Genomic DNA, 22,331 nt, shown 5'->3' on the forward strand with positions numbered 1-22,331 from the left:
CAAATTCTTTAAAATGCTGATAATCAATAATATAATTATTTTCGATTTCGTTAAATTTCATTAAATACCGCAAAAGTGGGGCGATATCCTCCACAACCACTTATTTTTGAATAGGTGGTTTTTTTATGCTTTTTTTTGGCGCACATTTCTCTCGTCCTGCAAGACGAGAGGGCGCAATTACCGGTATTAGAAAAACTTTGCGGAGAATTTGAATATTCTTTTAAAACCGCAAAAGAGGCAAAAGTTTTATTTAGAATCAATTCACAAGGTTGCAAAAGCTCTATAGAATAAGACTTTTCTTATGTATTCTTTTGACAATCTAAATTTCAGATTTATCTTTTGTCCGTTTTGCGGTAAAAAGATTGACAGTTTTTATTTTAAAGTATTCCCGTAGTACCGAGAAAAAGTTTCAATCCTTTCAACAAATTAATCTGATTCTTCGTTCGATCTAAATTCTGGGAATCATATTTTACAGAATAATAAATATCTTGATTAAGATAATCCGTCAGAAAACGAACCGCCTGAATATAAATAATCAATTGTGCTGCATAATCCAGATTTTCTAATTCGATTGGACTTAAAGTATCTTTTAAATAAAATAGAAATCCCTCTTTTACCGCAGCAAAAGTTTCAGAATTAAAATTTTCTTTCATAGAACCATCGTCTTCGTCAGTATTATTCGTGTAAGAACGAATCATATCGCCAAAATCGTAAAGAATCGTTCCATTCATCATGGTATCCAAATCAATCACAGCAATCGCTTTATTTTCTTTGTTGAAAAGAATATTACTGATTTTTGGATCTGCGTGAATAACTCGAATTGGTAAAGAATTATTGTTCTGCAATTCAATCCATTTATCCGGAAGGGAGAGATGGTCCAAAATAAAATTGATTTCATTTTCCGCTATTTTCTTTCTTACAGTTTTCTGCTTTAATGCCGTTTTAAAATCAGTAATCCGCTTTTCAAAATTAATAAAATCCGGAAGTGTTTCCTCTAAAACGATTGTTTCATGATTGATGATTTTATAAAACTCACTCAAACATTTTGTGGCTTCAAAAGCAATTTCCGTAGAAGAAGGTTTTAAAAAAGTAACCGATTTTTCCAGATATTCCAACATTCTCCAGGCTTCATTATTCTGTTCCAAAAGCAAATCATTCGATAAAGTCGGAATTAATTTCACCGTCTTTCTTGAATAATCCGATTTTTCTAAAACTTCATTAATCTTCAAATGATTTTTTTGAATTCCTTTTGGATTTTTAAAAATCTGGGTAGTGATTTTCTGTAAAATGAATTTTTTGTCCGCCGTTTCTACCAGATAGGTATTATTGATCAAACCATTCTCAATCGGAGTTATTGACAATATTTCTACTGAACCTAAAAAATGTTCGACTATTATTTTTGGATCCATAAATCTTCGGTATAAATGTTATCCTTAATTTTCTGCTTTAAAAATTCCTGAAGTTCGGCTTTGTCTTCCGCGTAGGTTACACCTTTCCATTGTTCTGGCGAAACTTCAACAGAAACTTCTACTGCTTTATTTTGAATTAAAGAATCAATCACCGCAGGCAAATAAATTTCGGCAGTTTTTTCAGGTTGCTTGTTAATGAATTGAGTAAAGTCCATTTTCAAATAATTGAAAATAGATGGATTCAAAATCCAGAAATTCATCGAAACTAAAATATTTGGTGCTAAATCGTGTTTGACGTTTTCTTTGTCACTGTAAAATATAGAGTTTTCTTCTTCAAAAATATTTGTCAGTTCATGAATTGAAACCAATTTATTTTCGTCATTAACTACACATTTTCCGCGCGAAACACTTCCATTTTTGCTCAACGTATTTTTTAAAGGATAAAGAATTGCCGCATAATTATTAGCATTAATTTTTCCTTCATCAATTAATGTTGCAGCAATTTTATAAACCTCAGATCCGTAATAATCATCAGCATTAATGACGACGAAATTTTCTCTCACTACTTTTTCAGCACACAATACCGCATGAGCAGTCCCCCAAGGTTTTGTTCTCTGTTTTAGTAAGTTATCATCAGAAACAAAGTCTTTTTTATCCTGAATAATCCAGTGAAATCCTACATTTTTAGAACTAAGAATTCCTGAAAGTCTTTCAATGTAACTTTCCGTAATCGATTCATTAATAATGAAAACTATTTTGTTGAACCCCGCTTTTATAGCATCGAAAATAGAATATTCGAGCAAGGTTGCGTTGTTTGGCAAAATGCCATCAATTTGTTTTAAACCTTGATAGCGACTGCCTAAACCGCCCGCTAAAATGACGATTGATTTTTTAGAATTCTCCATCAAATCCGAATACTGGTTTTCTGGTTTTCCATTTTCCTTTGGTGAAATCTGGGATTTCTACGACCGTATTTTTCGCAATTGATTCTTCACTCAATGGCGTGATTGCATACCAGGTTGCCAAATCATAAACGTCCATCGGGAATTCTACATTTCGTTTGATACATTCGATAAAAGTATTGATCACGAAGAAATCCATACCGCCATGTCCGGCGCCTGCAGTTTTCGATTCGTAGTTCGTCCAAAGTGGATGATCGTTTTCTTTCAACCATTTTTCGCTATTGTCCCATTTATGCGAATGATTCATCAATCCTTCAAAATAAATATGTCCCTGACTAAATCCGCCCGAGCCGAAATCCTGCCAAATCCCTCTCGTTCCCTGAACTTTGAAACCGAGATTATAAGGTCGTTGCAAGCTTGTATCATGGGTTAGTAAAATAGTTTCTCCATTTGAGCAAGCAATTTGAGTCGTCACCACGTCGCCCATTTTGAATTCAATTTTTGCATTTGGATGATCTTCTCCACCTTTTGGATGGTTCACGATATAGTTATGCAAACCTCTGGCTTTGCTGGAAAAAGAAGACAATCTCGTGAGTCGGTTTCCACGGTTCACATCGAACATAATTCCAACTGGACCAATTCCGTGGGTTGGATATAATTCGCCATTTCTTTTGATATTATGTTCCGTTCTCCATTGCGCTTCACTGAATCCTTTTTCGCCAAACTCAACGCCAGAATTATAAGGAGTTACACCATCATTAAATAAAACACCTCTTAAATCGTGAAGATAACCGCCTTGTCCATGGATCAATTCGCCGAACATTCCTTTTCGAACCATATTTAAAATCGCCATGACATCTCTTCGATAACAAACGTTCTCCATCGCGAAAATTGGAACTTTTGTTTCTTCGTAGGCTTCAACATAATCCCAGCAGTCTTGTAGTTTTAGCGCTCCACCAACTTCCATGCCCACAATTTTCTTGGCTTTCATGGATTCGATTCCCTGAATTTTATGCCATTCCCAAGGCGTGGAAATTATCACCGCATCTAGATTTTTCATCTTTAAAAGATTTCGGTAATCGTAATCTCCGTCAGAAAATTCTTTGGCTTGAGGTCTTCCGCTTTTAACCAAAATATCTTGTGCTCCTTTCAGCATTATTTTTTGAGGATCAGCGAAAGCAACAATTTCGACATCGTCTCGTTTCGCAAGAACATCGAGGTGGTTTTGTCCACGCATTCCAACTCCAATTAAACCAACACGTACTTTTTTTGCGAAGGGTTCACGGCCTTCATAGGCGAATAAGGAATTGGGAACGATGAGTGCACCAAATCCTAAAGCAGACATTCTTAGAAAGTTCTTTCGACTGATATGATCCATAATTTCATTTTTTACTTGTTACAAACTTAAAAAAAATTTGGAGATTGGAGGGAATCACATAAGTACTTTTAACTGCTATAATCTTATTTATCGGTAGTTGATTTATTTTAAAAAAAATCGCCAATTCCTTTATATAATATTTAAAGAAATTGGCGAATCATCTATCTAATTTTAAGTTTAACTCAAGCCCGTTATTTTTCCGTTTTTATCAATGAACATTCCTTCTGCAGCGGGAATACTCGGCAAACCAGGCATTCTCATCATATCACCCAAAATCGGAATAATGAATCCTGCTCCAGCGGCAAATTCAAATTCACGAACCGTAATTTTAAAATTAGTTGGTCGTCCGATTTTCGTTTCATCGTCGGTTAAAGACTTCGGTGTTTTGGCCATACAGATCGGAACTTTATCAAAACCTAAATCATAAATTGTCTTCAATTGATTTTTTGCTTTTTGGGAATAAACCACACTTTCTGCGCCGTAAACTTCTTTCGCAATGGTTTTAATTTTATGTTCAACAGAATCTTCCACATGATACAAAGGTTGGAAATCGTTGCCACAATATTCCGCACACCGAACAACTTCTTCCGCCAGTTCAGTCATCCCGGCTCCACCTTTTGTAAATTCGTCGGCCAGAATTGCTTTCACTTTTAATTTTTCACATTCGCTGATAATGTAATCAATTTCCTCCTGGGAGTCCGTGGCAAAATGGTTGATTGCCACTATTGGTTTGAAGCCAAACTTAACTCCGTTTTCAATATGTTTTTCTAAATTTTCAAATCCATTTTTTAGGAACGATAAATTCGGAATTTCGTATTCACCTTTTTTCGCGCCACCGTGATAACGCAAAGCCCGAATCGTCGCGACAATTACATATGCATCAGGTTTCATTTTTCCGTAATGACACTTTATATGCAGGAATTTCTCAGCACCTAAATCAGCACCGAATCCTGCTTCGGTCACGACATAATCTGCTAATGAAAGTCCAGTTTTTGTGGCGATAATGGTATTGGTTCCTTGGGCGATATTCGCAAATGGTCCGCCATGAAGAATCGCTGGATTGCCTTCTAAAGTTTGAACCAGATTCGGTTTAATGGCATCTTTTAATAAAATGGCCATCGCATTTTCAGCTTTCAAATCTCTGGCGAAAACTGGTTGTTTATCAAAAGTAAAACCGACAAATATATTTCCTAACCGATTTTTCAAATCTTCGAAATCACTGCTCAAACATAATATTGCCATTACTTCACTTGCGGGTGTAATGTTGAAACCTTCTTCGCGCGTAATTCCATTAGTAGAACCTCCTAATCCAACCACAATATGTCGAAGGGAACGGTCATTCATGTCCATCACTCTTTTCCACGTAATTGTTCTTGAATCAATATTTAAAGTGAATTTTTTATTCTGTAAATTATTATCGATTAAAGCAGAAAGTAAATTATTGGCTTTTTCAATGGCTGAAAAATCTCCCGTAAAATGAAGATTGATATCAACCATCGGAATGAGTTGTGCATAACCACCACCAGCCGCGCCACCTTTGACTCCGAAAACTGGACCAAGCGAAGGTTCTCTTAAAACCGCAATCGATTTTTTACCAATCTTACATAAACCGTCATTTAAACCAACAGAAACCGTGGTTTTTCCTTCACCAGCGGGAGTCGGATTAATGGCAGTAACTAAAATTAGTTTCGCTTTTTTAATCTTTTCTTCATCAATGTAATGTAAAGGAATCTTGGCTTTGTACTTTCCGTAATATTCTAAGTCATCATGATCGATTCCTACTTTATCAGCAATGTTCTTGATCAATTGAATATTCGCAGATTCTGCAATTTCTAGATCGGTGGGGAAACTCATATTTTAATGTTTTTAATAAAGTAAATTTAATGAAAATCAACTTTTAAAGAAAATTTTTGGTCGTGCGTTATGTCACTATTAAAAGCTTTGTGTAGATCACAAATTAAAACTCTTAATTTATTATACTATAAAAAATCCGTATTTTTGCAGAATTCCAAAAATTGAAATTTTGGAACATTTACAAATGAAAGATCAGAAAGAATATATAGAAGTTTACGGCGCTCGTGAACATAATTTAAAAAATATCGATGTTAAAATTCCCCGCAATGAACTGGTTGTAATCACCGGACTTTCAGGCAGTGGGAAATCGTCTTTGGCCTTCGATACTATCTTTGCCGAAGGTCAGCGAAGATATATCGAAACTTTTTCGGCGTATGCCAGACAATTTTTAGGCGGTTTAGAAAGACCTGATGTTGATAAAATCGATGGCCTTTCTCCAGTGATTGCCATCGAACAGAAGACGACCAATAAAAATCCACGGTCGACCGTTGGAACCGTGACGGAATTGTATGACTTTTTACGGCTGCTTTTTGCCCGAGTTTCAGATGCTTATTCTTTAACGACCGGACAAAGATTAGTTAGTTACACCGGGGAGCAGATTTTAGAGGCCGTCAAAAATAATTACAAAGGAGAAAAAGTAATGTTGTTGGCGCCAGTCGTCAGTTCCCGAAAAGGTCACTACCACGAGCTGTTTGTGCAAATGGCCAAGAAAGGATATGGTCAGGCGAGAATTGACGACGAGATTCAAAGTATTGAATACGATTTAAAACTCGATCGATATAAAATGCACGATATTGATATCGTTATTGATCGTTGGATTATCGGTGAAAGTGCTTCGGAAGCTAGAATGGAGCAGTCACTAAAAACTGCTTTGAACATGGGCGAAGGAGTGATTGGAATTCAAAGATTAGAAAGTAAGAATATTGAATATTTTTCTAAAAATCTAATGGATGCCGATACGGGATATTCATTGGCTTTACCAGAACCGAATACGTTTTCGTTTAACTCTCCGAAAGGCAGTTGTCCTTATTGCAAAGGTTTGGGTACTGTAAAGAAAGTAAACACGGACTATTTCGTTGAAAACCCGAAACTGTCGATTAATCAAGGTGGTTTACTTCCGTTAGAAGATATTAAATCCAACAAATGGATTTTGGGTCAAATTAAAAATATTCTAGAAATCTACGGCCTTACTTTAGCCACGCCGATGAAAGATATTCCAAAAGAGGCGCTGGATTTTATTTACAATGGCTGTCATAAAGAAATCAATAAAGATTTAAAGCATGCCGGAATCAATAAGAAAATCAAAGTTAATTTTGATGGTTTAGTGGCGTCGATTAACGAAATGATCGATGATAAAGAAAGTTACGAAGCGACTTTGTTAGAGCGGCATTTCACGACGGAAGAAACTTGTCCGGAATGTCATGGAACTCGTTTGCAACCTTCTAGTTTAAGTTTTAAAATCGATGGCAAAAACATTGCGGAAATCAATGCATTGTCTCTACTTGATTTGAAGGAATGGTTGATTCAGGTTGAAGATAAATTCAATAAGAACAATAAAATCATTGCGCACGAAATTCTAAAAGAAATCAAAACCAGATTGCAGTTTTTGCTCGATGTTGGTTTAGATTATTTGAGTTTGAGCCGAAGTTCAAGAACGCTTTCTGGTGGCGAATCTCAACGGATTCGTTTGGCTACGCAGATCGGTTCACAACTCGTAAATGTACTTTATATTTTAGATGAACCTTCGATTGGTCTGCATCAAAGAGATAACGAAAGATTGATCGCTTCTTTGAAAAATTTACGGGACATCGGGAATTCTGTAATTGTTGTGGAACATGACAAAGACATGATTATGGAAGCCGATGAGGTTCTAGATATCGGTCCGCGCGCTGGGAAATTTGGTGGAGAAGTCCTTTGGCAAGGGAAGCCTCAAGATTTATTGAAGGCTGATACCATCACCGCAGATTATTTGACGGGGAAACGGAAAATTGAAATTCCGGAGGTTCGAAGAGAAGGAAATGGGAAATCATTGGTTTTAAAAGGAGCGACCGGAAATAATCTTAAAAATGTGAATTTAGAAGTGCCGCTTGGAAAACTCGTTGTCGTAACGGGAATTTCAGGAAGTGGAAAATCTTCTTTGATCAATGGAACTTTATATCCGATTTTAAATCAGCATTTTTATAGAGCGGTGAAAGATCCATTGCCGTACAAAAAATTGGATGGAATTGATAACATCGACAAAATTGTTGATGTTGATCAAACTCCGATCGGTAGAACTCCACGTTCAAATCCTGCAACTTACACAGGAATGTTTACGGATATTCGGAATCTTTTTGCAGAACTGCCAGAGTCTAAAATCCGAGGTTATAAAGCAGGACGATTTTCGTTCAATGTAAAAGGCGGACGTTGTGAAACTTGCCAAGGTGGAGGTTTAAAAGTCATTGAAATGAATTTCTTACCCGATGTTTATGTTCACTGTGAAACCTGTAATGGGAAAAGATTTAACCGCGAAACTTTAGAAGTTCGTTACAAAGGAAAATCTATTTCTGATGTGTTAGAAATGACCATTGATGAAGCCACAGAATTCTTCCAGCCGATTCCAAAGATTTATGCCAGAGTCAAAACCATGCAAGATGTTGGTTTAGGATATATCACCATGGGTCAGCAATCGACAACATTGAGTGGAGGAGAAGCTCAGCGAATAAAACTGGCGACCGAATTGTCTAAAAGACAAACCGGAAATACTCTGTATATTCTCGATGAACCAACAACAGGATTGCATTTCGAAGATGTAAAAGTCTTGATGGACGCTATCAATAAATTGATCGATTTAGGAAATTCATTCATTATTATTGAACACAATTTAGATGTCATCAAACTGGCTGATCATATCATCGACATCGGACCAGAAGGTGGATTCCGTGGTGGAGAAATTATCGCAAAGGGAACACCTGAGGAAGTATCAAGATCGAAGAAATCTTTGACAGCGAAGTTTTTGAGAAGAGAATTAAATTAGAAGAAAAATATTTTTAAAAATCAAAAACCGAATGTGATGTTCGGTTTTTTTATTTTCTTTTACTTTGTAGCATTAAACTTCAACTGATGAATCCTTTTCTAGATGTCGCTTTACGCAGTCTTGCCGTTTATCTTTTTATGTTTGCAGGAATTCGGATCTTCGGAAAGAATCAGTTGTCGCAGCTCAATGCCGGCGATATTGTGTTGCTTCTCTTAATTTCTAATGCGGTGCAGAATGCCATGGTCGGTTCTAATGTTAGTTTAGAAGGTGGTTTGGTTGCCGCTCTGGTTTTATTTACCGCCAATTTCATCGTCAAAAAAGTAATCTTTAAAAATCCTAAAATAAAAAGTCTGATAGAATCTGATCCGGTTATTTTAATCAAAGATGGAATCGTCGATAATATTAAAATGAAGGAACAGGAAATTGATTTTGATGAACTTGAAGAAGCTGTTCGAGAACATGGCGTTGAAAAAATAGCGGAGGTGAAATTAGCGGTTCTGGAAGTCGATGGAAATATCAGTGTAATTTCAATGGATAAGGATAATAGCGTTACAAGTTTCACGCGCCACCGTCGGAAGTTCCCCCGAAAAAGTCATAAATATTAATCAGAAAATTTTAAGATATAAAACAATGAATTACGAAATACGACCAATGCGTCCAGAAGATGGTGAGAAAGTTTTAGAAATATTTCAGCAAGGAATCAACGGCGGAAATGCGACTTTCGATAAAGTGGCACCGACTTGGGAAGCCTGGGACACCAAGCATTTTAATCTTTGCCGTTTTGTTTTAGAAGACGAAAATAATGAAGTGGTTGGCTGGTGTGCTTTGCAGCCGATTAGCAATCGCGATTGTTTTAAAGGCGTGGCTGAAGTAAGTATTTATTTGGATGGTTCAGTTCAGGGAAAAGGGTTGGGAACGGTCATGATGAAAAAGTTAATTCTGGATAGTGAAGAAAATGAGTTCTGGACTTTACAAGCTGGGATTTTTCCAGAGAATTTCGTGAGCGTAAAAATTCACGAGAAGCATGGATTTAGAGTAGTCGGGATCCGCGAGAAAATAGGAGAGATGAATGGAAAGTGGCGAGATATCATTTTATTAGAACGAAGAAGTAGAGTGGTCGGAATTTAATTTTTAGTCATTTTGTATTTATTGCCTAGAAAAAGCAGAAATTTGCAGACTGAAGAATTTGAGTTAATCAGAATCTTTTAAAACCTTTTCCTTAATTTTATTCAATGCCGAAAGAATTTCAATTTCAAGTATCGCCAGAAGCTGCTGCCAATGAAGAGCTGTTAACACAACAAGTAGCAAAAAACTTGAAAATCAGTTCGAAAGATATTCAGAAAGTAGTCGTCCTGAAACGCTCTTTTGATGCCCGGCAAAAATCTGTGAAAGTTAATGTTAAAGGAAATGCATTTTTAGTTGATGAAGATTATATTCCTGCTACAATTGAATTGCCAGACTATCCCAATGTTGCCAACAAGAAAGAAGTGATCGTCGTTGGCGCGGGTCCAGCGGGATTGTTTGCAGCTTTACAACTCATCGAATTGGGATTAAAACCCATTGTTTTAGAACGTGGAAAAGATGTTCGTGGTCGCCGTCGTGATTTGAAAGCGATTAATGTAGATGGAATCGTGAATGAAGATTCGAATTACTGCTTTGGTGAAGGTGGCGCCGGAACGTACTCTGATGGAAAATTATATTCGCGTTCCAAAAAGCGTGGCGATATCGATCGGATTTTAGAGCTCTTTGTTGCTTATGGAGCGACGCCTGATATCATGGTAGATGCTCATCCACATATTGGAACGAATAAATTGCCACAGATCATTCAGGATATTCGGGAAAAGATTACCGCTTGTGGCGGCGAAGTTTTATTTGAAACTCGCGTTACTGATTTTCTGATTAAAAGTAATGAAATACAAGGTGTCGTTCTTCAAAATGGAAATATCATTTCGGCGAATAAAGTGATCTTAGCAACCGGACATTCCGCGCGTGATATTTTTGAATTACTTCACAAAAAGAATATTTTGATTGAAGCAAAACCTTTTGCTTTGGGAGTTCGAGCGGAGCATCCACAGGAATTGATTGATCAAATTCAGTATTCGTGCGATTACCGTGGCGAATATTTACCACCAGCGCCCTATTCCGTTGTGAAACAAGTGAACGGTCGTGGAATGTATTCTTTCTGTATGTGTCCAGGTGGTGTAATTGCGCCGTGTGCAACAAGTCCAGGAGAAATAGTTACGAACGGTTGGTCACCTTCTAAAAGAGATCAATCCACCGCTAATTCCGGAATTGTAGTTGAGTTGAAGTTAGAAGATTTTAAACCTTACCACCAATTCGGACCCTTAGCTGGAATGGAATTTCAGAAAGCGATTGAACAAAAAGCTTGGCGATTAGCAGGGGAAACTCAAAAAGCACCAGCGCAAAGAATGGTTGATTTTACCCAAAGTAAAATTTCCCAAGATATTCCAAAGACCTCTTATGTTCCCGGAACGACTTCTGTGGAAATGGGCGAAGTTTTCCCAGGCTTTTTAAGTCAAATTATGCGTCAAGGTTTTACCGAGTTTGGAAAATCGATGAAAGGTTATATGACGAACGATGCAATTTTACACGCACCGGAAAGTAGAACTTCTTCACCAGTCAGGATTCCGAGAGATCATAATTCCTTGGAGCACCTTCAAATTAAAGGTTTATATCCTTGTGGCGAAGGAGCAGGTTATGCGGGTGGAATTATTTCTGCGGCGATTGATGGAGAGAAATGTGCCTTGAAAGTTGCAGAAAGTTTATCATCAATTGTATCCTAATGACAACTGATTTTATTAATTTTTTAGTTTGGCACTGTAATGGAAATGCAGCTAATAACTTTTAAATTTAATAAAATGAATAATTTATCGAAAATACTTTTAGGTGCAGGGTTAGCGGTAACGCTGGCTTCTTGCGGTGCGATACAGGATCCGTACGGAAATAACAACGGAAACAATTATCCAAACAATGGTAATAATTATCCAAACAACGGTTCGAACAACGGAACTGTTTACAGAGCTAACGATGGCCAAGTTTATAGAAGAGGCGAAGTTTATAGAGATCGAAATGGCAATGTATATCAGAATGGCCGCGTAGTTCAAACTGGTGATGTTTATGGCAGACCTGGTATTTTATCTAAAAACGGAAATCAAACCGTTTACTATCCAAATCAAAATAAGAGAAATTTACCACCAGGACAAGCTAAAAAAATCTACGGGGGGAACGCCAAGGATTATGCGAAAGGTCAGCAGAATAAGAGAAATAATCAGTGGAAAAAATATGATGATGATAATGATGACCGCAATGATGACCGAAGAAAAAGACAATACAAAGAGTACAAAAAGCAAAATAACAGCAAGTACAATAAAAAAGGAAAAGATCGTGATGACGATTAAAATAAAAAAGGCGGGAAATAATTTTCCCGCCTTTCTTCTTCACTTTTACTAAATACTACTTATCGATAGAACCCAGAACCTTTTGTGCAAAAGAATTTAGGGCATCTCTTTCTGCCATTCCGTTCGCAACATTTGCATGCACTTCTAAGGCACCACAGATATTGGTAATTAATTCTCCAGCGACATTCAAATCTTCTTCAGTTGTTCCTCTGAATTCTGAAAACGCTTCGATAACTTCTAGAGTTTTCTCTAAATTTTCAACAGTCTGCGTTTGATAAAACTGTCTGATTACAGGTAATTTCATTTCTAATTTTTATTTTTTAATGGTGAAATGTTATCGCCTACTTTTCATCGGTGGTCATGAGAAAACCGATAAAGGCGATTTCATTAGTTCAATTCTTTAAAAAGATTAATAAGACTTTCTGCCTGATTCGATTGAACTTGATTCACCAATTCCCCTTTGCTGAAAATCGCAAACGTAGGTAAATTATCTACTTTGGCTAATTTTCTGCTTTCAGGTAATTTTTCAGCATCAACATATAGAAAAGGAATATCTTCATTTTCCGCTGCCAATTTTTTGAATTTAGGTTTCATGATTCGACAGTTTCCACACCACGTCGCGCCGTATTGCACTACAACTTTATCATTGTCTGCTACGATTTGCTGCAACGTATCTTCTGCTAATTCTGTATACATAATTCTTTTTTAGTTGTTTTGAGACGCTAAATATTCTGCCGTCGAAGTTCTGTTTGCTTTCATCGCATCTTTTCCTTCTTCCCAATTTGCAGGACAAACTTCACCATGTTTTTGTACATGCGTGTAAGCGTCGATTAATCTGATAAATTCTTTTACATTTCTACCTAATGGCATATCGTTGACCGCTTCGTGGAATATTTTTCCAGTCTCGTCGATCAGATAAGTTGCTCTATATGTTACGTTAGACCCAGTGTAAGCTTCGTTACCCTCTTCATCGAAATCAAAATCTTGATCTACGATTCCTAAGATATTCGCTAACTGTCTGTGCGTATCTGCTAAGATTGGGTACGTAACTCCTTCTATTCCGCCGTTATCTTTTGGCGTATTCAGCCAAGCAAAATGTACTTCGTTGGTATCGCATGAAGCACCAATTACTTTAGTATTTCTTTTTTCGAATTCACCTAGAGCTTCTTGAAAAGCGTGTAATTCTGTTGGGCAAACAAAAGTAAAATCTTTTGGGTACCAGAATAAAAGAACTTTTTGTTCGTTTTTGGTTGCTTCTTCAAAAATGTTGATTTTTAAATCATCACCCATTTCAGACATTGCGTCGATGGCGATATTGGGGAATTTGTTTCCTACTAATGACATAATATATTTTTTTTAAGTTTTCTAGTGCAAAAGTACAATGTTTCTATCAATCACAAACCTGATTTCGATTTATAAAATCTATAACACTGAAAGATTATTCAGATTTAAATATAATGTTATAAATTCACAAACCAAAATTTGCCTAATGAAAAAAGTACTGATTATTATCATTGTCGCTTTTATACTGATTCAGTTTTTTCCGATAAATAAGAATAACCCAATTGCTACGCCGCAGTTAGATTTTTTAAAAATTAAAAATACGCCTGAGAGCACTGCCAATTTGATTAGAAATGCGTGCTATGACTGTCACAGCAATGACTCAAAGTATCCTTGGTATTCTAATGTTCAACCTTTAGGTTGGTTTTTAGAAAACCATATTAAAGAAGGACGAAAAGAATTAAATTTTTCTACTTTTGCAACTTATCAAAAGAAAAAACAAGTAAAGAAATTGGAAGAGGCTGTAGAAATGATTGAAAATAGTGAAATGCCTCTGGACTCTTATATCATTGCCCATTCTGAAGCAAAGTTAACAGTGGCTGAGCAAAGAGAACTGATAGATTATTTTAAACTGGTTTCAAAGGATGTTCGAATTATGAATGATTTACCAGATACATTTGAAAATTCTTCTAATAAAAATTAAAAATGAGTACAGTTGATTCTACAAAATATTATGTCTTCTATGATGGAGAATGTGGTTTCTGTGATTTTTGGGTTCATTGGATTTTAAAAAAAGATGCGAAAAATAATTTTCTGTTTGCTTCCTTACAATCAGATTTTGGTCAACAATTTTTGAGTGAAAGAAATTTAGAATTAAAAAATCTGGATACTCTTTATCTGTGGAAACCAGAAAGATTTTATTTGCAAAAGTCGGAGGCCGTTTTTAAGATTACCGAAATTATTGGTGGAACCTATAAACTGATTTCTTATTTAAAATTTCTACCGACAGCGCTGGGTGATTTTTTCTACGATCGAGTAGCGGCAAACCGAAAAAAGTTGGCGTCTGAGGCTTGTGAAATTCCAACTGCGGAAGAACGGAAAAAGTTTATCTCTTAGAAAATAGATTGGTTCGCTGAAAGATTAAAAATCGAATTTATGTAATTGCATTTTCAATAGGAACGAGCTTTAGCCCGTTTAAATAGTGAGGTTTTCCAGTGGCTTTAGCCGAAACCTATTGCTTCACGTTTAAATTTTAATTCTCAACATTAAAATCCTAAATCTTGTTTTTAAAATGGATTTCAATTCTTGATCGGGTCTGCGTGAGGAAGTAGGCGGAAATCCTTTTCTATCAGATTTTCTTTTAAAATATCATCTTTCTAAAAAAAGATTGGGAGCCGAAGACCGACCCGAGTGGAAGGGAAAGCGCTGTTAGGGCTTCAAGCCCTAGCAGCGCTCAGGAATAGCAATGAAGGGGCACGCCCAAAAAAATATTCAGACAACTAAAACTATTAACCTTAACAAATTCTTATATTTGCAACTATGGAATATAATACGAGCAAAACGCACCTGGAAATGCCGGAATACGGCCGAATTATACAGCAACTTGTGGAACGTTGCAAGGAACTTGAAGATAGAGACGAACGCAATGAAATGGCGGTGGCTATTGTAGATTTTATGGGTCAAAGAAATCCGCAGCTTCGCGATGAATCAAACTATAAACACAAGCTTTGGGACCATCTTTTTATTTTATCGAAATATGATTTAGATGTTGATTCTCCCTATCATATTCCGACTCAGGAAGAACTGAAAGTGAAGCCGAAAAGAATGGAGTATCCCAAATTACAGGGTGATTTTAAATTCTACGGAAAGAGTATTTTACAGTTAATTGATAAAGCGATTGAGCTGGAAGCTGGCGATGAGAAAGATGCGCTGATTCAGGTGATTGCTAATAATATGAAAAAATCCTACAACGTTTATAATAAAGAACATGTTCAGGATGAGGTTATTTTCCGTCATTTAAAAGATTTGTCTGAAAACCGTTTGGACCTAACTATTCTGGATTCTTTGGAAAAAAGTAAGATTTATTACGCGACAAATAGAACCAACAAATCGAACCCGAGAAATAATCCGAAGACCCAAAATACCAGAAAGAATTTTCAGAATAATAAAAACCGGAAATAACAATGAGCGGAAGTTTTCAAATTAGAGGAGGGAAAAAACTGCATGGTGAAATTACGCCACAAGGTGCCAAGAATGAGGCGCTACAGATTTTATGTGCCGTATTACTGACCGATGAAGTAGTTCGGGTTAAAAATATTCCAGACATTCATGATGTTAATAGACTGATTGAAATTCTGGGAGATTTCGGCGTAAAAGTGACCAAGAATGGTCATGGTGATTATTCCTTTCAGGCAGATTCTGTCAACTTTGATTATATTAAATCTGAAGATTTTAAACAAGACGGTGCGAGACTTCGTGGGTCTGTCATGCTTTTGGGTCCGATGCTCGCCAGATATGGGGAAGCATATATGCCAACTCCGGGAGGCGATAAAATCGGCAGACGCCGATTGGATACGCATTTCCAAGGATTGGTCGAATTGGGCGCAGAATTTCACTACGATGAAAAAGAGTTTTTTTATACGCTAAAAGCAAAAGAACTTCAAGGCAAATTTATTTTGTTGGAAGAAGCATCCGTAACTGGAACCGCAAATATTGTAATGGCGGCCGTGCTGGCAAAAGGCAAAACCAGAATTTACAATGCAGCGTGCGAACCTTATCTTCAGCAACTGTGTAAAATGCTCAACAGAATGGGCGCTAACATTACCGGAATTGGATCTAATTTATTGACCATTGAAGGAGTTACTACTTTGCAAGGAACAGAACATACCATGCTTCCTGATATGGTGGAGATCGGTTCCTGGATTGGCTTAGCAGCCATGACGAAATCTGAAATTACCATCAAAAACGTTAATTGGAAAGAACTTGGAGTAATTCCTAATACCTTTAAAAAATTAGGGATTGACCTGGAGTTGAGAGGTGATGATATTTTTGTGCCCGCGCAGGAAAATTATAAAATTCAGAAATTTATCGATGGTTCAATTCTTACGATTTCAGATGCGCCATGGCCTGGGTTTACGCCCGATTTACTATCAATTATTTTAGTTGTCGCCACACAAGCAAGAGGAACAGTATTGGTTCACCAAAAAATGTTTGAGTCTCGTTTGTTTTTCGTTGATAAGTTGATTGATATGGGCGCACAGATTATTTTGTGTGATCCGCACAGAGCAACAGTCGTTGGTTTAAACCACGAATCTCCACTTCGTGGGACTACGATGATTTCACCAGATATTAGAGCAGGGAATGCCTTATTGATCGCTGCGCTTTCCGCAGAAGGAACTTCTATTATTCATAACATCGAACAAATCGACCGCGGATACGAAAATATCGATGGAAGACTGCGAGCAATTGGAGCTGATATCGAAAGAATCTAAATATTTAGCGTCGACACCTGAATAGGGAAGAGACAGTTTGATATTCTATAAAATAAAGACAACCATTTCGTTTTGAAATGGTTGTCTTTATTTATAAGTAACTTTATTTTTACTTCCAAAAAATGTCGTCGTAATCCGGTTCTTTTAATTCTGGATGAGCCAGTTTTAAAATATCTGCCAATTGTTGGTCAGTGGCTTGTCTTTCAATTTCGGGAAATATCTGTCTTTCTTCTGTCCGGATGTGAAGTTCAAGCAGAGCACGAAACTCTTCTATCTGCTCTGGTGTTTCAAACCCATCTTCAATCATTTTCTGAAAAATTCGGTGTTGGGAAATTGCTTCTTTAATTAAAGGATGTTCCTCGCCTAAAACTTTAAAAATAGTCTCTTCTTCTTCCGCAAAATGAGGTTTTAAATTTTGCAGATAAAATAAGCCGATATATTTTGACATCCGTTCTACCGAAATTTCTTTTTTTAATCCTTCTTTTAATTTCCAACAGAGCAGCAATCCAAAATGATGGTCGCGACTCAATTGTACTAAGGCTTCATGTCTTTTCATATTTTTTTATTAATATTTATAGGGTGAATTATTTTAGAAAATTGGTTGAAATTTTTTATAAAAGTTATTTATTTTTCACCATTCTTAAATAGGTATAAATTTAAAGAAAATTACTGAAATCACCTTATAAACAGATTTTCATACTTCTGCAAATTTAGGTTTAACAAAAATCACCCTTCGTTTGTTATATAGACTTTCATTTCCATTTGCAGTTTGTTACCCTTTGATTTCTTAAATTGCAGCAAATTCTAGGTCATGTCATTACAAATCATCAATCTTACTAAAAGGTTTGGGGAGCAAATCGCGCTGAATAATATTAACATTGAAATTAATACGAATGAGATTATCGGTTTGCTCGGGCCCAATGGAGCTGGGAAATCAACTTTAATGAAATCCATTGTCGGAGCGCTGAAAATTGAGGAAGGACAAATTATTTTTGACGGCAAGGATATTGGTGAAAATGAGATTGAAGCCAAGAAAAACATGGGTTTTCTACCAGAGAATAATCCACTCTACAACGAAATGTATGTGAAAGAATATTTAAGTTTCGTTGCAGATATTCATCAAGTTTCACAACAGCGAATTGACGAAGTAATTGACCTCGTAGGAATTACTCCAGAAAAATCTAAAAAAATTAGTCAGCTTTCAAAAGGGTATCGACAAAGAGTTGGTCTGGCGCAAGCAATCTTACATTCCCCAGATTTATTAATTTTAGATGAACCCACAAATGGACTCGATCCCAATCAAATCATTGAAATTAGAAATGTGATCAAGGAAATCGGGAAAGAAAAAACAGTCATTCTATCGACGCACATTATGCAGGAAGTTGAAGCGCTGTGTTCGCGGGTGATTCTAATTCATCAAGGAAACATTCTGCAACATTCCAATATTGAAGAATTCAAAGGCAAATACAGCAGCTTAGAAGAAGCATTTGCCAGTTATACGCATTAAACAAAAAGGCCCGAATGTTAAATTCGGGCCTTTTTAATATATTTAGTTTCTTAAATCTTTTCGATATTATCAGTCAAAGCATCGATAAAGTTTTTCAAAGGTTTCTCTACCATCATTTTAATAAACGGATTGAATTTACCTTCAAATAACAACTGAACTTCAGTTTGATTTTCATTGATGGGATTCATCATTCCGTTCAAAGCAAAATCTAAACTAGAGCTTGCAGATTTCAACGTCACTTGATTATCTGTAACTTCATCAATCACCAAGGCGATTTCTGGCATCCCTTTTAAGCTGAATTTAAAACCGTTTTCACGCACTTCAAAACTCTGCAAAGAATCCGGCATTAGTTGTCGGTATCCTTCTGGTGAATTTAATAGTTCAACCAACTCCTTTCCAGATTTATTTACGATAATCTTACGTCCTTCTAAATTCATTTTTATATTTTTGTATTAATTAAAACGTTGCAAATGTATAAAGTTTTTGTGAATGAAAAAAAATTATCGATTACTAAAACGTCCGCAGAGGTGGAAAAGAGTTTTCGATATGAAGGCGTTGCAACTTTAGAAATTGCGGTGGATCTTTTAGAAAATACTTCTTGCCCAGAAGTCAATATCTACGGTGATAATTTAACCGATATTTGGGAAGACTTTACACTAATGTTCAGAGTTATAGAGGCTGCGGGTGGCGTCGTGCGAAATCGATCGCAGGAAATTTTATTTATCCGCCGACTGGGCAGATGGGATTTGGCGAAAGGAAAAATAGAAAAAGGTGAATCTTTAGAAAATGCTGCCTTACGCGAAATAGAGGAAGAAACTGGCCTCAAAGAGTTAATCTTAGAAGAATTCATCAACACCACTTTTCATATTTATACGGAAAGAAATGGTGAGAAAATACTTAAAACAACTTATTGGTTCAAAGTAAGTTATGTAGGAGATTCCGACCCAGTTCCGCAAATTGAAGAAGGAATTTCAGAAGTTTCCTGGAAAAGTGAAGACCAGATTATTGCCGAAGTAATGCCCATGACTTTTGAAAATATTAAACTGATCCTTCAGGAATTTTGGGCTAAAAATTAAACGATAAAATTTGTAATCTGTTCCAGAGCAATTCCCCGCGAAGCTTTGAGCAAAATATTTTTTGAGTTAATTTTATTTAGCTTCAAATAGGCGATGAGCTCCTGTGAACTTTGGTAAGCTTTAGAAATAGTATTGATGTTTTTAAATTCAGATCCAACGGTAATAATTTCGTCAAAATTTAAAGAATTTGCAAGATCTAGAATCGCTTCATGTTCTTTTTCAGACTCATCTCCCAACTCTAACATATCTCCAATGATGATGGTTTTCGAACCCTCAAACTGACTGAAATTTTTTAAAGATTCCGTCATCGAACTTGGGTTGGCATTGTAAGTATCCATTATAAAAGTTTTCCCGTTTTTTTCAACGACTTGCGAGCGCATATTGGTCGGTTCATAATTTTCAATGGCCATTTTAATTTGGTTGAATTTTAAACCAAATTGAAAGCCTAAACTGGCGGCAGCACAAAGATTAGTGAAGTTGTAATTTCCGGTCAATTTTGATAATGCTTGATTTCCTTGATAACTCAAACCTACTAAATTATCTTTTGAAAATTCATCAAATTGATAATCGGAAGAAGCTGTTCCAAAAGTAATTTTCGGCTCGTAATCTTTTGTTTTTTCCAGTTGAATTGGGTCGCTTTCATTTACTAAAATTGTTTGCGAATTGCTTTTCAAATAATCATACAACTCTGACTTTCCTTTAATGACACCTTCAAAACCACCGAAGCCTTCAAGGTGTGCTTTACCAAAATTAGTAATATATCCGAAATTCGGTTGTGCTAGCTCGCAAAGTATTTCGATTTCTTGCTGATGATTTGCCCCCATTTCAATCACTGCAATTTCATGCTCTGGTTTGATCGACAGTAGAGTTAAGGGAACTCCAATATGATTATTCAGATTCCCAACGGTATATTGAATGTTATATTTCTGGGAAAGAACAGCATGGATGATTTCCTTGGTTGTTGTTTTACCATTACTTCCCGTCAAACCAATAATTGGAATGCTGAGTTGATTTCGGTGATGTTTGGCCAACTGCTGCAAAAATATTAAAGTTGAAGGAACGTAAAATATATTTTCCTTCTCATTTTCAAACTTCTTATTTTCTACAATTACGGCTAGGGCTCCTTTCTTAATGGCATTTTCTGCCAATGTAGCGGCGTCAAAATTTTCTCCCGAAAATGCAAAAAACAAATCGTTCTCTTCAATTTTTCTGCTATCAATCGTTACTTTGGCGCACTTTAAAAAGAGCGGATAAAAAGAAAGTACATTCATAGGTCAAAAATAAAAAATCCTTCTGCAATTACAGAAGGATTATGAAATATTTTAATAAAAAGTTTTATCTTTTGCTTCGTCCTTTTCCAGTTGATTTAGCATCTTGCGATACTCGGAAACCGACCCATCCGTAAGCTTTTCCTTCATCACGGAATCTTCTTTGTCCTGGATCAAGCCAATAAGGGCCATCAAGCCAAGAACCACCTTTAATTACTCGAACTTCATCTGATAATCTGGTTGTTCTTGAAGTTTTATCTTTCTGAAGAACTACGCGTCCTCTTCCGTCAACAATAAATCTTTTTTCTTTAGAGTTATACATGTTATAACCAACCGTAGAACTGTCTTCTGCTCTACCATAACCTGCGTCAAGGGAAGATTGGAAGTCACCATCTCTAAAGTTTTTGTCATTGGAAACAATCTCTCTTTCATATTGACCAGGAAGACCTTTGTACACTAATCGACCATCTGCCAAAGTATCGTATTTAACTTCGTCTATCTTCTTAAATGTTCCGTCAGCATTTTTTACAACTTCTCTGGCAACATTTCCTCTATAGTAGTTAAAGTCGCTTGCTTCTTGATCAATGATCGGTCTGTAAACGTCAGCCGTCCATTCAGATACGTTACCGAACATTCCGAAAATTCCTAAATTATTGGAAGGGAATTGTTTCACATCAGCAGTAGTCGGGGCACCGTCATTCTTCCAACCTGGAACACCGGAGTAATCTCCGCTTCCTTGTTTGAAATTTTCTAGATACATTCCACGATCTCTACCTTTTTTTCCTTTCAACTGCTGAATTTGCGGTTGCTTGTTGGTGAAAAGGTTATATTCTCTTTCTTTCTGCATACCTAAGGCTGCAAATTCCCATTCTACTTCTGTTGGAAGACGGAATTTTTGAACCACACCTGAAGTTGCATTACGGTTCGCAGCGATGATTCTTTCGTTTTTGGTTTTTATTCCAGTTTTCTGCTGTAAACGTTGCTTGTTAATGTAAGCATCCATTTCTGGATCATTCCCTTTAAATTTATCTAAACTAAAGGCGCTTGCTCCTTGATTATTTGAATCATTTGCATAATAATCTTTAGAAATAACTCCTTGTTCCATTAATGCTTTTTCGTTGGCACGGTCGGTCAACCAATCGCAATATCTTGAAGCTTGTAACCAAGAAACCCCAACTACTGGATAGTAATCATATTCCGGTGAGCGGAAGTAGGTTTCGGCAAAATCGTTCCTAGAAAGTTTATTGTTCCATACCAATGTATCAGGAAGTGCTCCTGTGTAAATTTCTTTAAAACTTGGGTCTGAAGGAGGGAAAACATATTTTAACCAAGTCACGTATTCTCTGTACTCATAATTGGTGATTTCGGTTTCACCGATGAAAAAAGAACTGACTTGCATTCTTTTTGGAGTATTATTCCAATCATGCATTACGTCGTCTTTCACCAATCCCATGGTAAATGTTCCGCCTTCCACATAGACCATTCCTGGCCAACCTTTTTGTTTTTGTTGCTTGCCGGTGAAGAACCAACCTTTTTGGTCGTTTGGTTTCCAGCCTGTTTTACTTGTAAAACGTTTCGTACCACCTCCTTTTTTGGAACCACCACCACCACAGCTCATTAAAATAAGTGTGGAGCTTAACGCCATTATTGTAAACAACTTTAGTCTATTCATAGTAAATATAGAATTTATCAATGTACAAAGAAAAATGAAATTATCTAATAAATCAAAT

22 protein-coding genes are annotated in these 22,331 nt (G+C 36.4%); 11 read left to right on the forward strand and 11 right to left on the reverse strand.

The genetic code is table 11. The features are described from left to right. Nucleotides 1-377: 377 nt before the first annotated feature. The 4 genes from BMX49_RS05905 to BMX49_RS05920 form a co-directional block, all read right to left on the reverse strand. On the reverse strand, nucleotides 378-1,409 hold the full coding sequence (locus tag BMX49_RS05905; RefSeq protein WP_034716887.1) for a phosphotransferase enzyme family protein: 1,032 nt from the start codon (nucleotides 1,407-1,409) through the stop codon (nucleotides 378-380). Continuing rightward, nucleotides 1,394-2,314 carry a nucleotidyltransferase family protein gene (locus tag BMX49_RS05910; RefSeq protein WP_034716885.1) on the reverse strand — a complete coding sequence of 307 codons (921 nt, stop codon included), beginning with the start codon at nucleotides 2,312-2,314 and terminating at the stop codon, nucleotides 1,394-1,396. The genes BMX49_RS05905 and BMX49_RS05910 overlap by 16 nt, the downstream gene beginning before the upstream one ends. Then, complete coding sequence (locus BMX49_RS05915) at nucleotides 2,301-3,689, reverse strand: Gfo/Idh/MocA family protein (protein ID WP_177169186.1); 1,389 nt, start codon at nucleotides 3,687-3,689, stop codon at nucleotides 2,301-2,303. Before BMX49_RS05915 ends, BMX49_RS05910 begins: the two co-directional genes overlap by 14 nt. Before the next feature lie 177 nt (nucleotides 3,690-3,866). Next, nucleotides 3,867-5,543: a formate--tetrahydrofolate ligase gene (locus tag BMX49_RS05920; RefSeq protein ID WP_034716883.1), complete on the reverse strand. Its 1,677-nt coding sequence runs from the start codon at nucleotides 5,541-5,543 to the stop codon at nucleotides 3,867-3,869. Between the two features lie 184 nt (nucleotides 5,544-5,727). Between BMX49_RS05920 and uvrA the strand changes: the two genes are divergently transcribed. From uvrA to BMX49_RS14855, 5 genes are all read left to right on the forward strand, one after another. Continuing rightward, nucleotides 5,728-8,559, forward strand: coding sequence for an excinuclease ABC subunit UvrA (gene uvrA, locus BMX49_RS05925; RefSeq protein ID WP_034717447.1), 2,832 nt, complete (start codon nucleotides 5,728-5,730; stop codon nucleotides 8,557-8,559). Nucleotides 8,560-8,645: 86 nt separating this feature from the next. Beyond that, a complete protein-coding gene (locus BMX49_RS05930) occupies nucleotides 8,646-9,164 on the forward strand; it encodes a DUF421 domain-containing protein (RefSeq protein ID WP_034716881.1) in 519 nt (172 codons plus the stop codon). Between the two features lie 25 nt (nucleotides 9,165-9,189). Continuing rightward, nucleotides 9,190-9,687, forward strand: coding sequence for a GNAT family N-acetyltransferase (locus BMX49_RS05935; RefSeq protein ID WP_034716879.1), 498 nt, complete (start codon nucleotides 9,190-9,192; stop codon nucleotides 9,685-9,687). Between the two features lie 104 nt (nucleotides 9,688-9,791). Next, nucleotides 9,792-11,363 carry an NAD(P)/FAD-dependent oxidoreductase gene (locus tag BMX49_RS05940; protein ID WP_034716878.1) on the forward strand — a complete coding sequence of 524 codons (1,572 nt, stop codon included), beginning with the start codon at nucleotides 9,792-9,794 and terminating at the stop codon, nucleotides 11,361-11,363. A 75-nt stretch (nucleotides 11,364-11,438) separates the two neighbouring features. Then, complete coding sequence (locus BMX49_RS14855; RefSeq protein ID WP_246005109.1) at nucleotides 11,439-11,978, forward strand: hypothetical protein; 540 nt, start codon at nucleotides 11,439-11,441, stop codon at nucleotides 11,976-11,978. A gap of 55 nt (nucleotides 11,979-12,033) precedes the next feature. Here BMX49_RS14855 and BMX49_RS05950 read toward each other — a convergent pair whose 3' ends face one another. The 3 genes from BMX49_RS05950 to BMX49_RS05960 all read right to left on the reverse strand — a co-directional run bounded on the left by BMX49_RS05950 (nucleotide 12,034) and on the right by BMX49_RS05960 (nucleotide 13,322). After that, complete coding sequence (locus BMX49_RS05950) at nucleotides 12,034-12,282, reverse strand: DUF6952 family protein (protein ID WP_034716875.1); 249 nt, start codon at nucleotides 12,280-12,282, stop codon at nucleotides 12,034-12,036. Between the two features lie 83 nt (nucleotides 12,283-12,365). Beyond that, nucleotides 12,366-12,674 (reverse strand): thioredoxin family protein, encoded by a 309-nt coding sequence (locus tag BMX49_RS05955; protein WP_034716873.1) that lies wholly within the window; start codon nucleotides 12,672-12,674, stop codon nucleotides 12,366-12,368. 9 nt (nucleotides 12,675-12,683) lie between these two features. Then, entirely contained in the window at nucleotides 12,684-13,322 is a 639-nt protein-coding gene (locus tag BMX49_RS05960; RefSeq protein ID WP_034716870.1) for a peroxiredoxin, read from the reverse strand. Between the two features lie 145 nt (nucleotides 13,323-13,467). On the opposite strand from BMX49_RS05960, the gene BMX49_RS05965 reads away from it, so the two are divergent. From BMX49_RS05965 to murA, 4 genes are all read left to right on the forward strand, one after another. Further along, entirely contained in the window at nucleotides 13,468-13,962 is a 495-nt protein-coding gene (locus BMX49_RS05965; protein ID WP_034716867.1) for a heme-binding domain-containing protein, read from the forward strand. A 2-nt stretch (nucleotides 13,963-13,964) separates the two neighbouring features. Further along, nucleotides 13,965-14,375 (forward strand): thiol-disulfide oxidoreductase DCC family protein, encoded by a 411-nt coding sequence (locus BMX49_RS05970; protein WP_034716865.1) that lies wholly within the window; start codon nucleotides 13,965-13,967, stop codon nucleotides 14,373-14,375. A 423-nt stretch (nucleotides 14,376-14,798) separates the two neighbouring features. Continuing rightward, a complete protein-coding gene (locus tag BMX49_RS05975; protein ID WP_034716863.1) occupies nucleotides 14,799-15,440 on the forward strand; it encodes a DUF4290 domain-containing protein in 642 nt (213 codons plus the stop codon). A 2-nt stretch (nucleotides 15,441-15,442) separates the two neighbouring features. Beyond that, nucleotides 15,443-16,750 (forward strand): UDP-N-acetylglucosamine 1-carboxyvinyltransferase, encoded by a 1,308-nt coding sequence (murA, locus tag BMX49_RS05980; protein WP_034716861.1) that lies wholly within the window; start codon nucleotides 15,443-15,445, stop codon nucleotides 16,748-16,750. 109 nt (nucleotides 16,751-16,859) lie between these two features. Here murA and BMX49_RS05985 read toward each other — a convergent pair whose 3' ends face one another. Then, nucleotides 16,860-17,306: a hemerythrin domain-containing protein gene (locus tag BMX49_RS05985; protein ID WP_034716859.1), complete on the reverse strand. Its 447-nt coding sequence runs from the start codon at nucleotides 17,304-17,306 to the stop codon at nucleotides 16,860-16,862. A 255-nt stretch (nucleotides 17,307-17,561) separates the two neighbouring features. Between BMX49_RS05985 and BMX49_RS05990 the strand changes: the two genes are divergently transcribed. Continuing rightward, nucleotides 17,562-18,257, forward strand: a complete 696-nt coding sequence (locus tag BMX49_RS05990) for an ATP-binding cassette domain-containing protein (protein ID WP_034716856.1) — start codon at nucleotides 17,562-17,564, stop codon at nucleotides 18,255-18,257. A 50-nt stretch (nucleotides 18,258-18,307) separates the two neighbouring features. Here BMX49_RS05990 and BMX49_RS05995 read toward each other — a convergent pair whose 3' ends face one another. Beyond that, nucleotides 18,308-18,694, reverse strand: a complete 387-nt coding sequence (locus BMX49_RS05995; protein ID WP_034716853.1) for a hypothetical protein — start codon at nucleotides 18,692-18,694, stop codon at nucleotides 18,308-18,310. A gap of 33 nt (nucleotides 18,695-18,727) precedes the next feature. On the opposite strand from BMX49_RS05995, the gene BMX49_RS06000 reads away from it, so the two are divergent. After that, nucleotides 18,728-19,333, forward strand: a complete 606-nt coding sequence (locus BMX49_RS06000) for an NUDIX hydrolase (protein WP_034716851.1) — start codon at nucleotides 18,728-18,730, stop codon at nucleotides 19,331-19,333. Here the strand turns inward: BMX49_RS06000 and BMX49_RS06005 are convergent. Further along, the gene (locus BMX49_RS06005) at nucleotides 19,330-20,604 is read right to left on the reverse strand and encodes a UDP-N-acetylmuramoyl-tripeptide--D-alanyl-D-alanine ligase (protein WP_034716848.1); all 1,275 of its coding nucleotides are present in this window, start codon (nucleotides 20,602-20,604) and stop codon (nucleotides 19,330-19,332) included. The two genes, BMX49_RS06000 and BMX49_RS06005, sit on opposite strands and share 4 nt — an antisense overlap. 64 nt (nucleotides 20,605-20,668) lie before the next feature. Beyond that, nucleotides 20,669-22,273, reverse strand: a complete 1,605-nt coding sequence (gldJ, locus tag BMX49_RS06010; RefSeq protein WP_034716846.1) for a gliding motility lipoprotein GldJ — start codon at nucleotides 22,271-22,273, stop codon at nucleotides 20,669-20,671. Nucleotides 22,274-22,331: the final 58 nt, after the last annotated feature.

Source organism: Kaistella antarctica, from assembly GCF_900109615.1.
Classification (GTDB): domain Bacteria; phylum Bacteroidota; class Bacteroidia; order Flavobacteriales; family Weeksellaceae; genus Kaistella; species Kaistella antarctica.

Excerpts from the sequence above, each read along its gene's own strand:
- BMX49_RS05995 (WP_034716853.1), bottom strand. The coding sequence starts at position 18,694 with ATGAATTTAGAAGGACGTAAGATTATCGTAAATAAATCTGGAAAGGAG.
- BMX49_RS05955 (WP_034716873.1), bottom strand. The coding sequence starts at position 12,674 with ATGTATACAGAATTAGCAGAAGATACGTTGCAGCAAATCGTAGCAGAC.
- BMX49_RS05975 (WP_034716863.1), top strand. The coding sequence starts at position 14,799 with ATGGAATATAATACGAGCAAAACGCACCTGGAAATGCCGGAATACGGC.
- BMX49_RS05965 (WP_034716867.1), top strand. The coding sequence starts at position 13,468 with ATGAAAAAAGTACTGATTATTATCATTGTCGCTTTTATACTGATTCAG.
- BMX49_RS06005 (WP_034716848.1), bottom strand. The coding sequence starts at position 20,604 with ATGAATGTACTTTCTTTTTATCCGCTCTTTTTAAAGTGCGCCAAAGTA.
- BMX49_RS05905 (WP_034716887.1), bottom strand. The coding sequence starts at position 1,409 with ATGGATCCAAAAATAATAGTCGAACATTTTTTAGGTTCAGTAGAAATA.
- BMX49_RS05960 (WP_034716870.1), bottom strand. The coding sequence starts at position 13,322 with ATGTCATTAGTAGGAAACAAATTCCCCAATATCGCCATCGACGCAATG.
- BMX49_RS05920 (WP_034716883.1), bottom strand. The coding sequence starts at position 5,543 with ATGAGTTTCCCCACCGATCTAGAAATTGCAGAATCTGCGAATATTCAA.
- BMX49_RS05950 (WP_034716875.1), bottom strand. The coding sequence starts at position 12,282 with ATGAAATTACCTGTAATCAGACAGTTTTATCAAACGCAGACTGTTGAA.
- BMX49_RS14855 (WP_246005109.1), top strand. The coding sequence starts at position 11,439 with ATGAATAATTTATCGAAAATACTTTTAGGTGCAGGGTTAGCGGTAACG.
- gldJ (WP_034716846.1), bottom strand. The coding sequence starts at position 22,273 with ATGAATAGACTAAAGTTGTTTACAATAATGGCGTTAAGCTCCACACTT.
- BMX49_RS05915 (WP_177169186.1), bottom strand. The coding sequence starts at position 3,689 with ATGGATCATATCAGTCGAAAGAACTTTCTAAGAATGTCTGCTTTAGGA.
- BMX49_RS05930 (WP_034716881.1), top strand. The coding sequence starts at position 8,646 with ATGAATCCTTTTCTAGATGTCGCTTTACGCAGTCTTGCCGTTTATCTT.
- BMX49_RS05940 (WP_034716878.1), top strand. The coding sequence starts at position 9,792 with ATGCCGAAAGAATTTCAATTTCAAGTATCGCCAGAAGCTGCTGCCAAT.
- BMX49_RS05970 (WP_034716865.1), top strand. The coding sequence starts at position 13,965 with ATGAGTACAGTTGATTCTACAAAATATTATGTCTTCTATGATGGAGAA.
- BMX49_RS05935 (WP_034716879.1), top strand. The coding sequence starts at position 9,190 with ATGAATTACGAAATACGACCAATGCGTCCAGAAGATGGTGAGAAAGTT.
- BMX49_RS05985 (WP_034716859.1), bottom strand. The coding sequence starts at position 17,306 with ATGAAAAGACATGAAGCCTTAGTACAATTGAGTCGCGACCATCATTTT.
- murA (WP_034716861.1), top strand. The coding sequence starts at position 15,443 with ATGAGCGGAAGTTTTCAAATTAGAGGAGGGAAAAAACTGCATGGTGAA.
- BMX49_RS06000 (WP_034716851.1), top strand. The coding sequence starts at position 18,728 with ATGTATAAAGTTTTTGTGAATGAAAAAAAATTATCGATTACTAAAACG.
- BMX49_RS05990 (WP_034716856.1), top strand. The coding sequence starts at position 17,562 with ATGTCATTACAAATCATCAATCTTACTAAAAGGTTTGGGGAGCAAATC.
- BMX49_RS05910 (WP_034716885.1), bottom strand. The coding sequence starts at position 2,314 with ATGGAGAATTCTAAAAAATCAATCGTCATTTTAGCGGGCGGTTTAGGC.
- uvrA (WP_034717447.1), top strand. The coding sequence starts at position 5,728 with ATGAAAGATCAGAAAGAATATATAGAAGTTTACGGCGCTCGTGAACAT.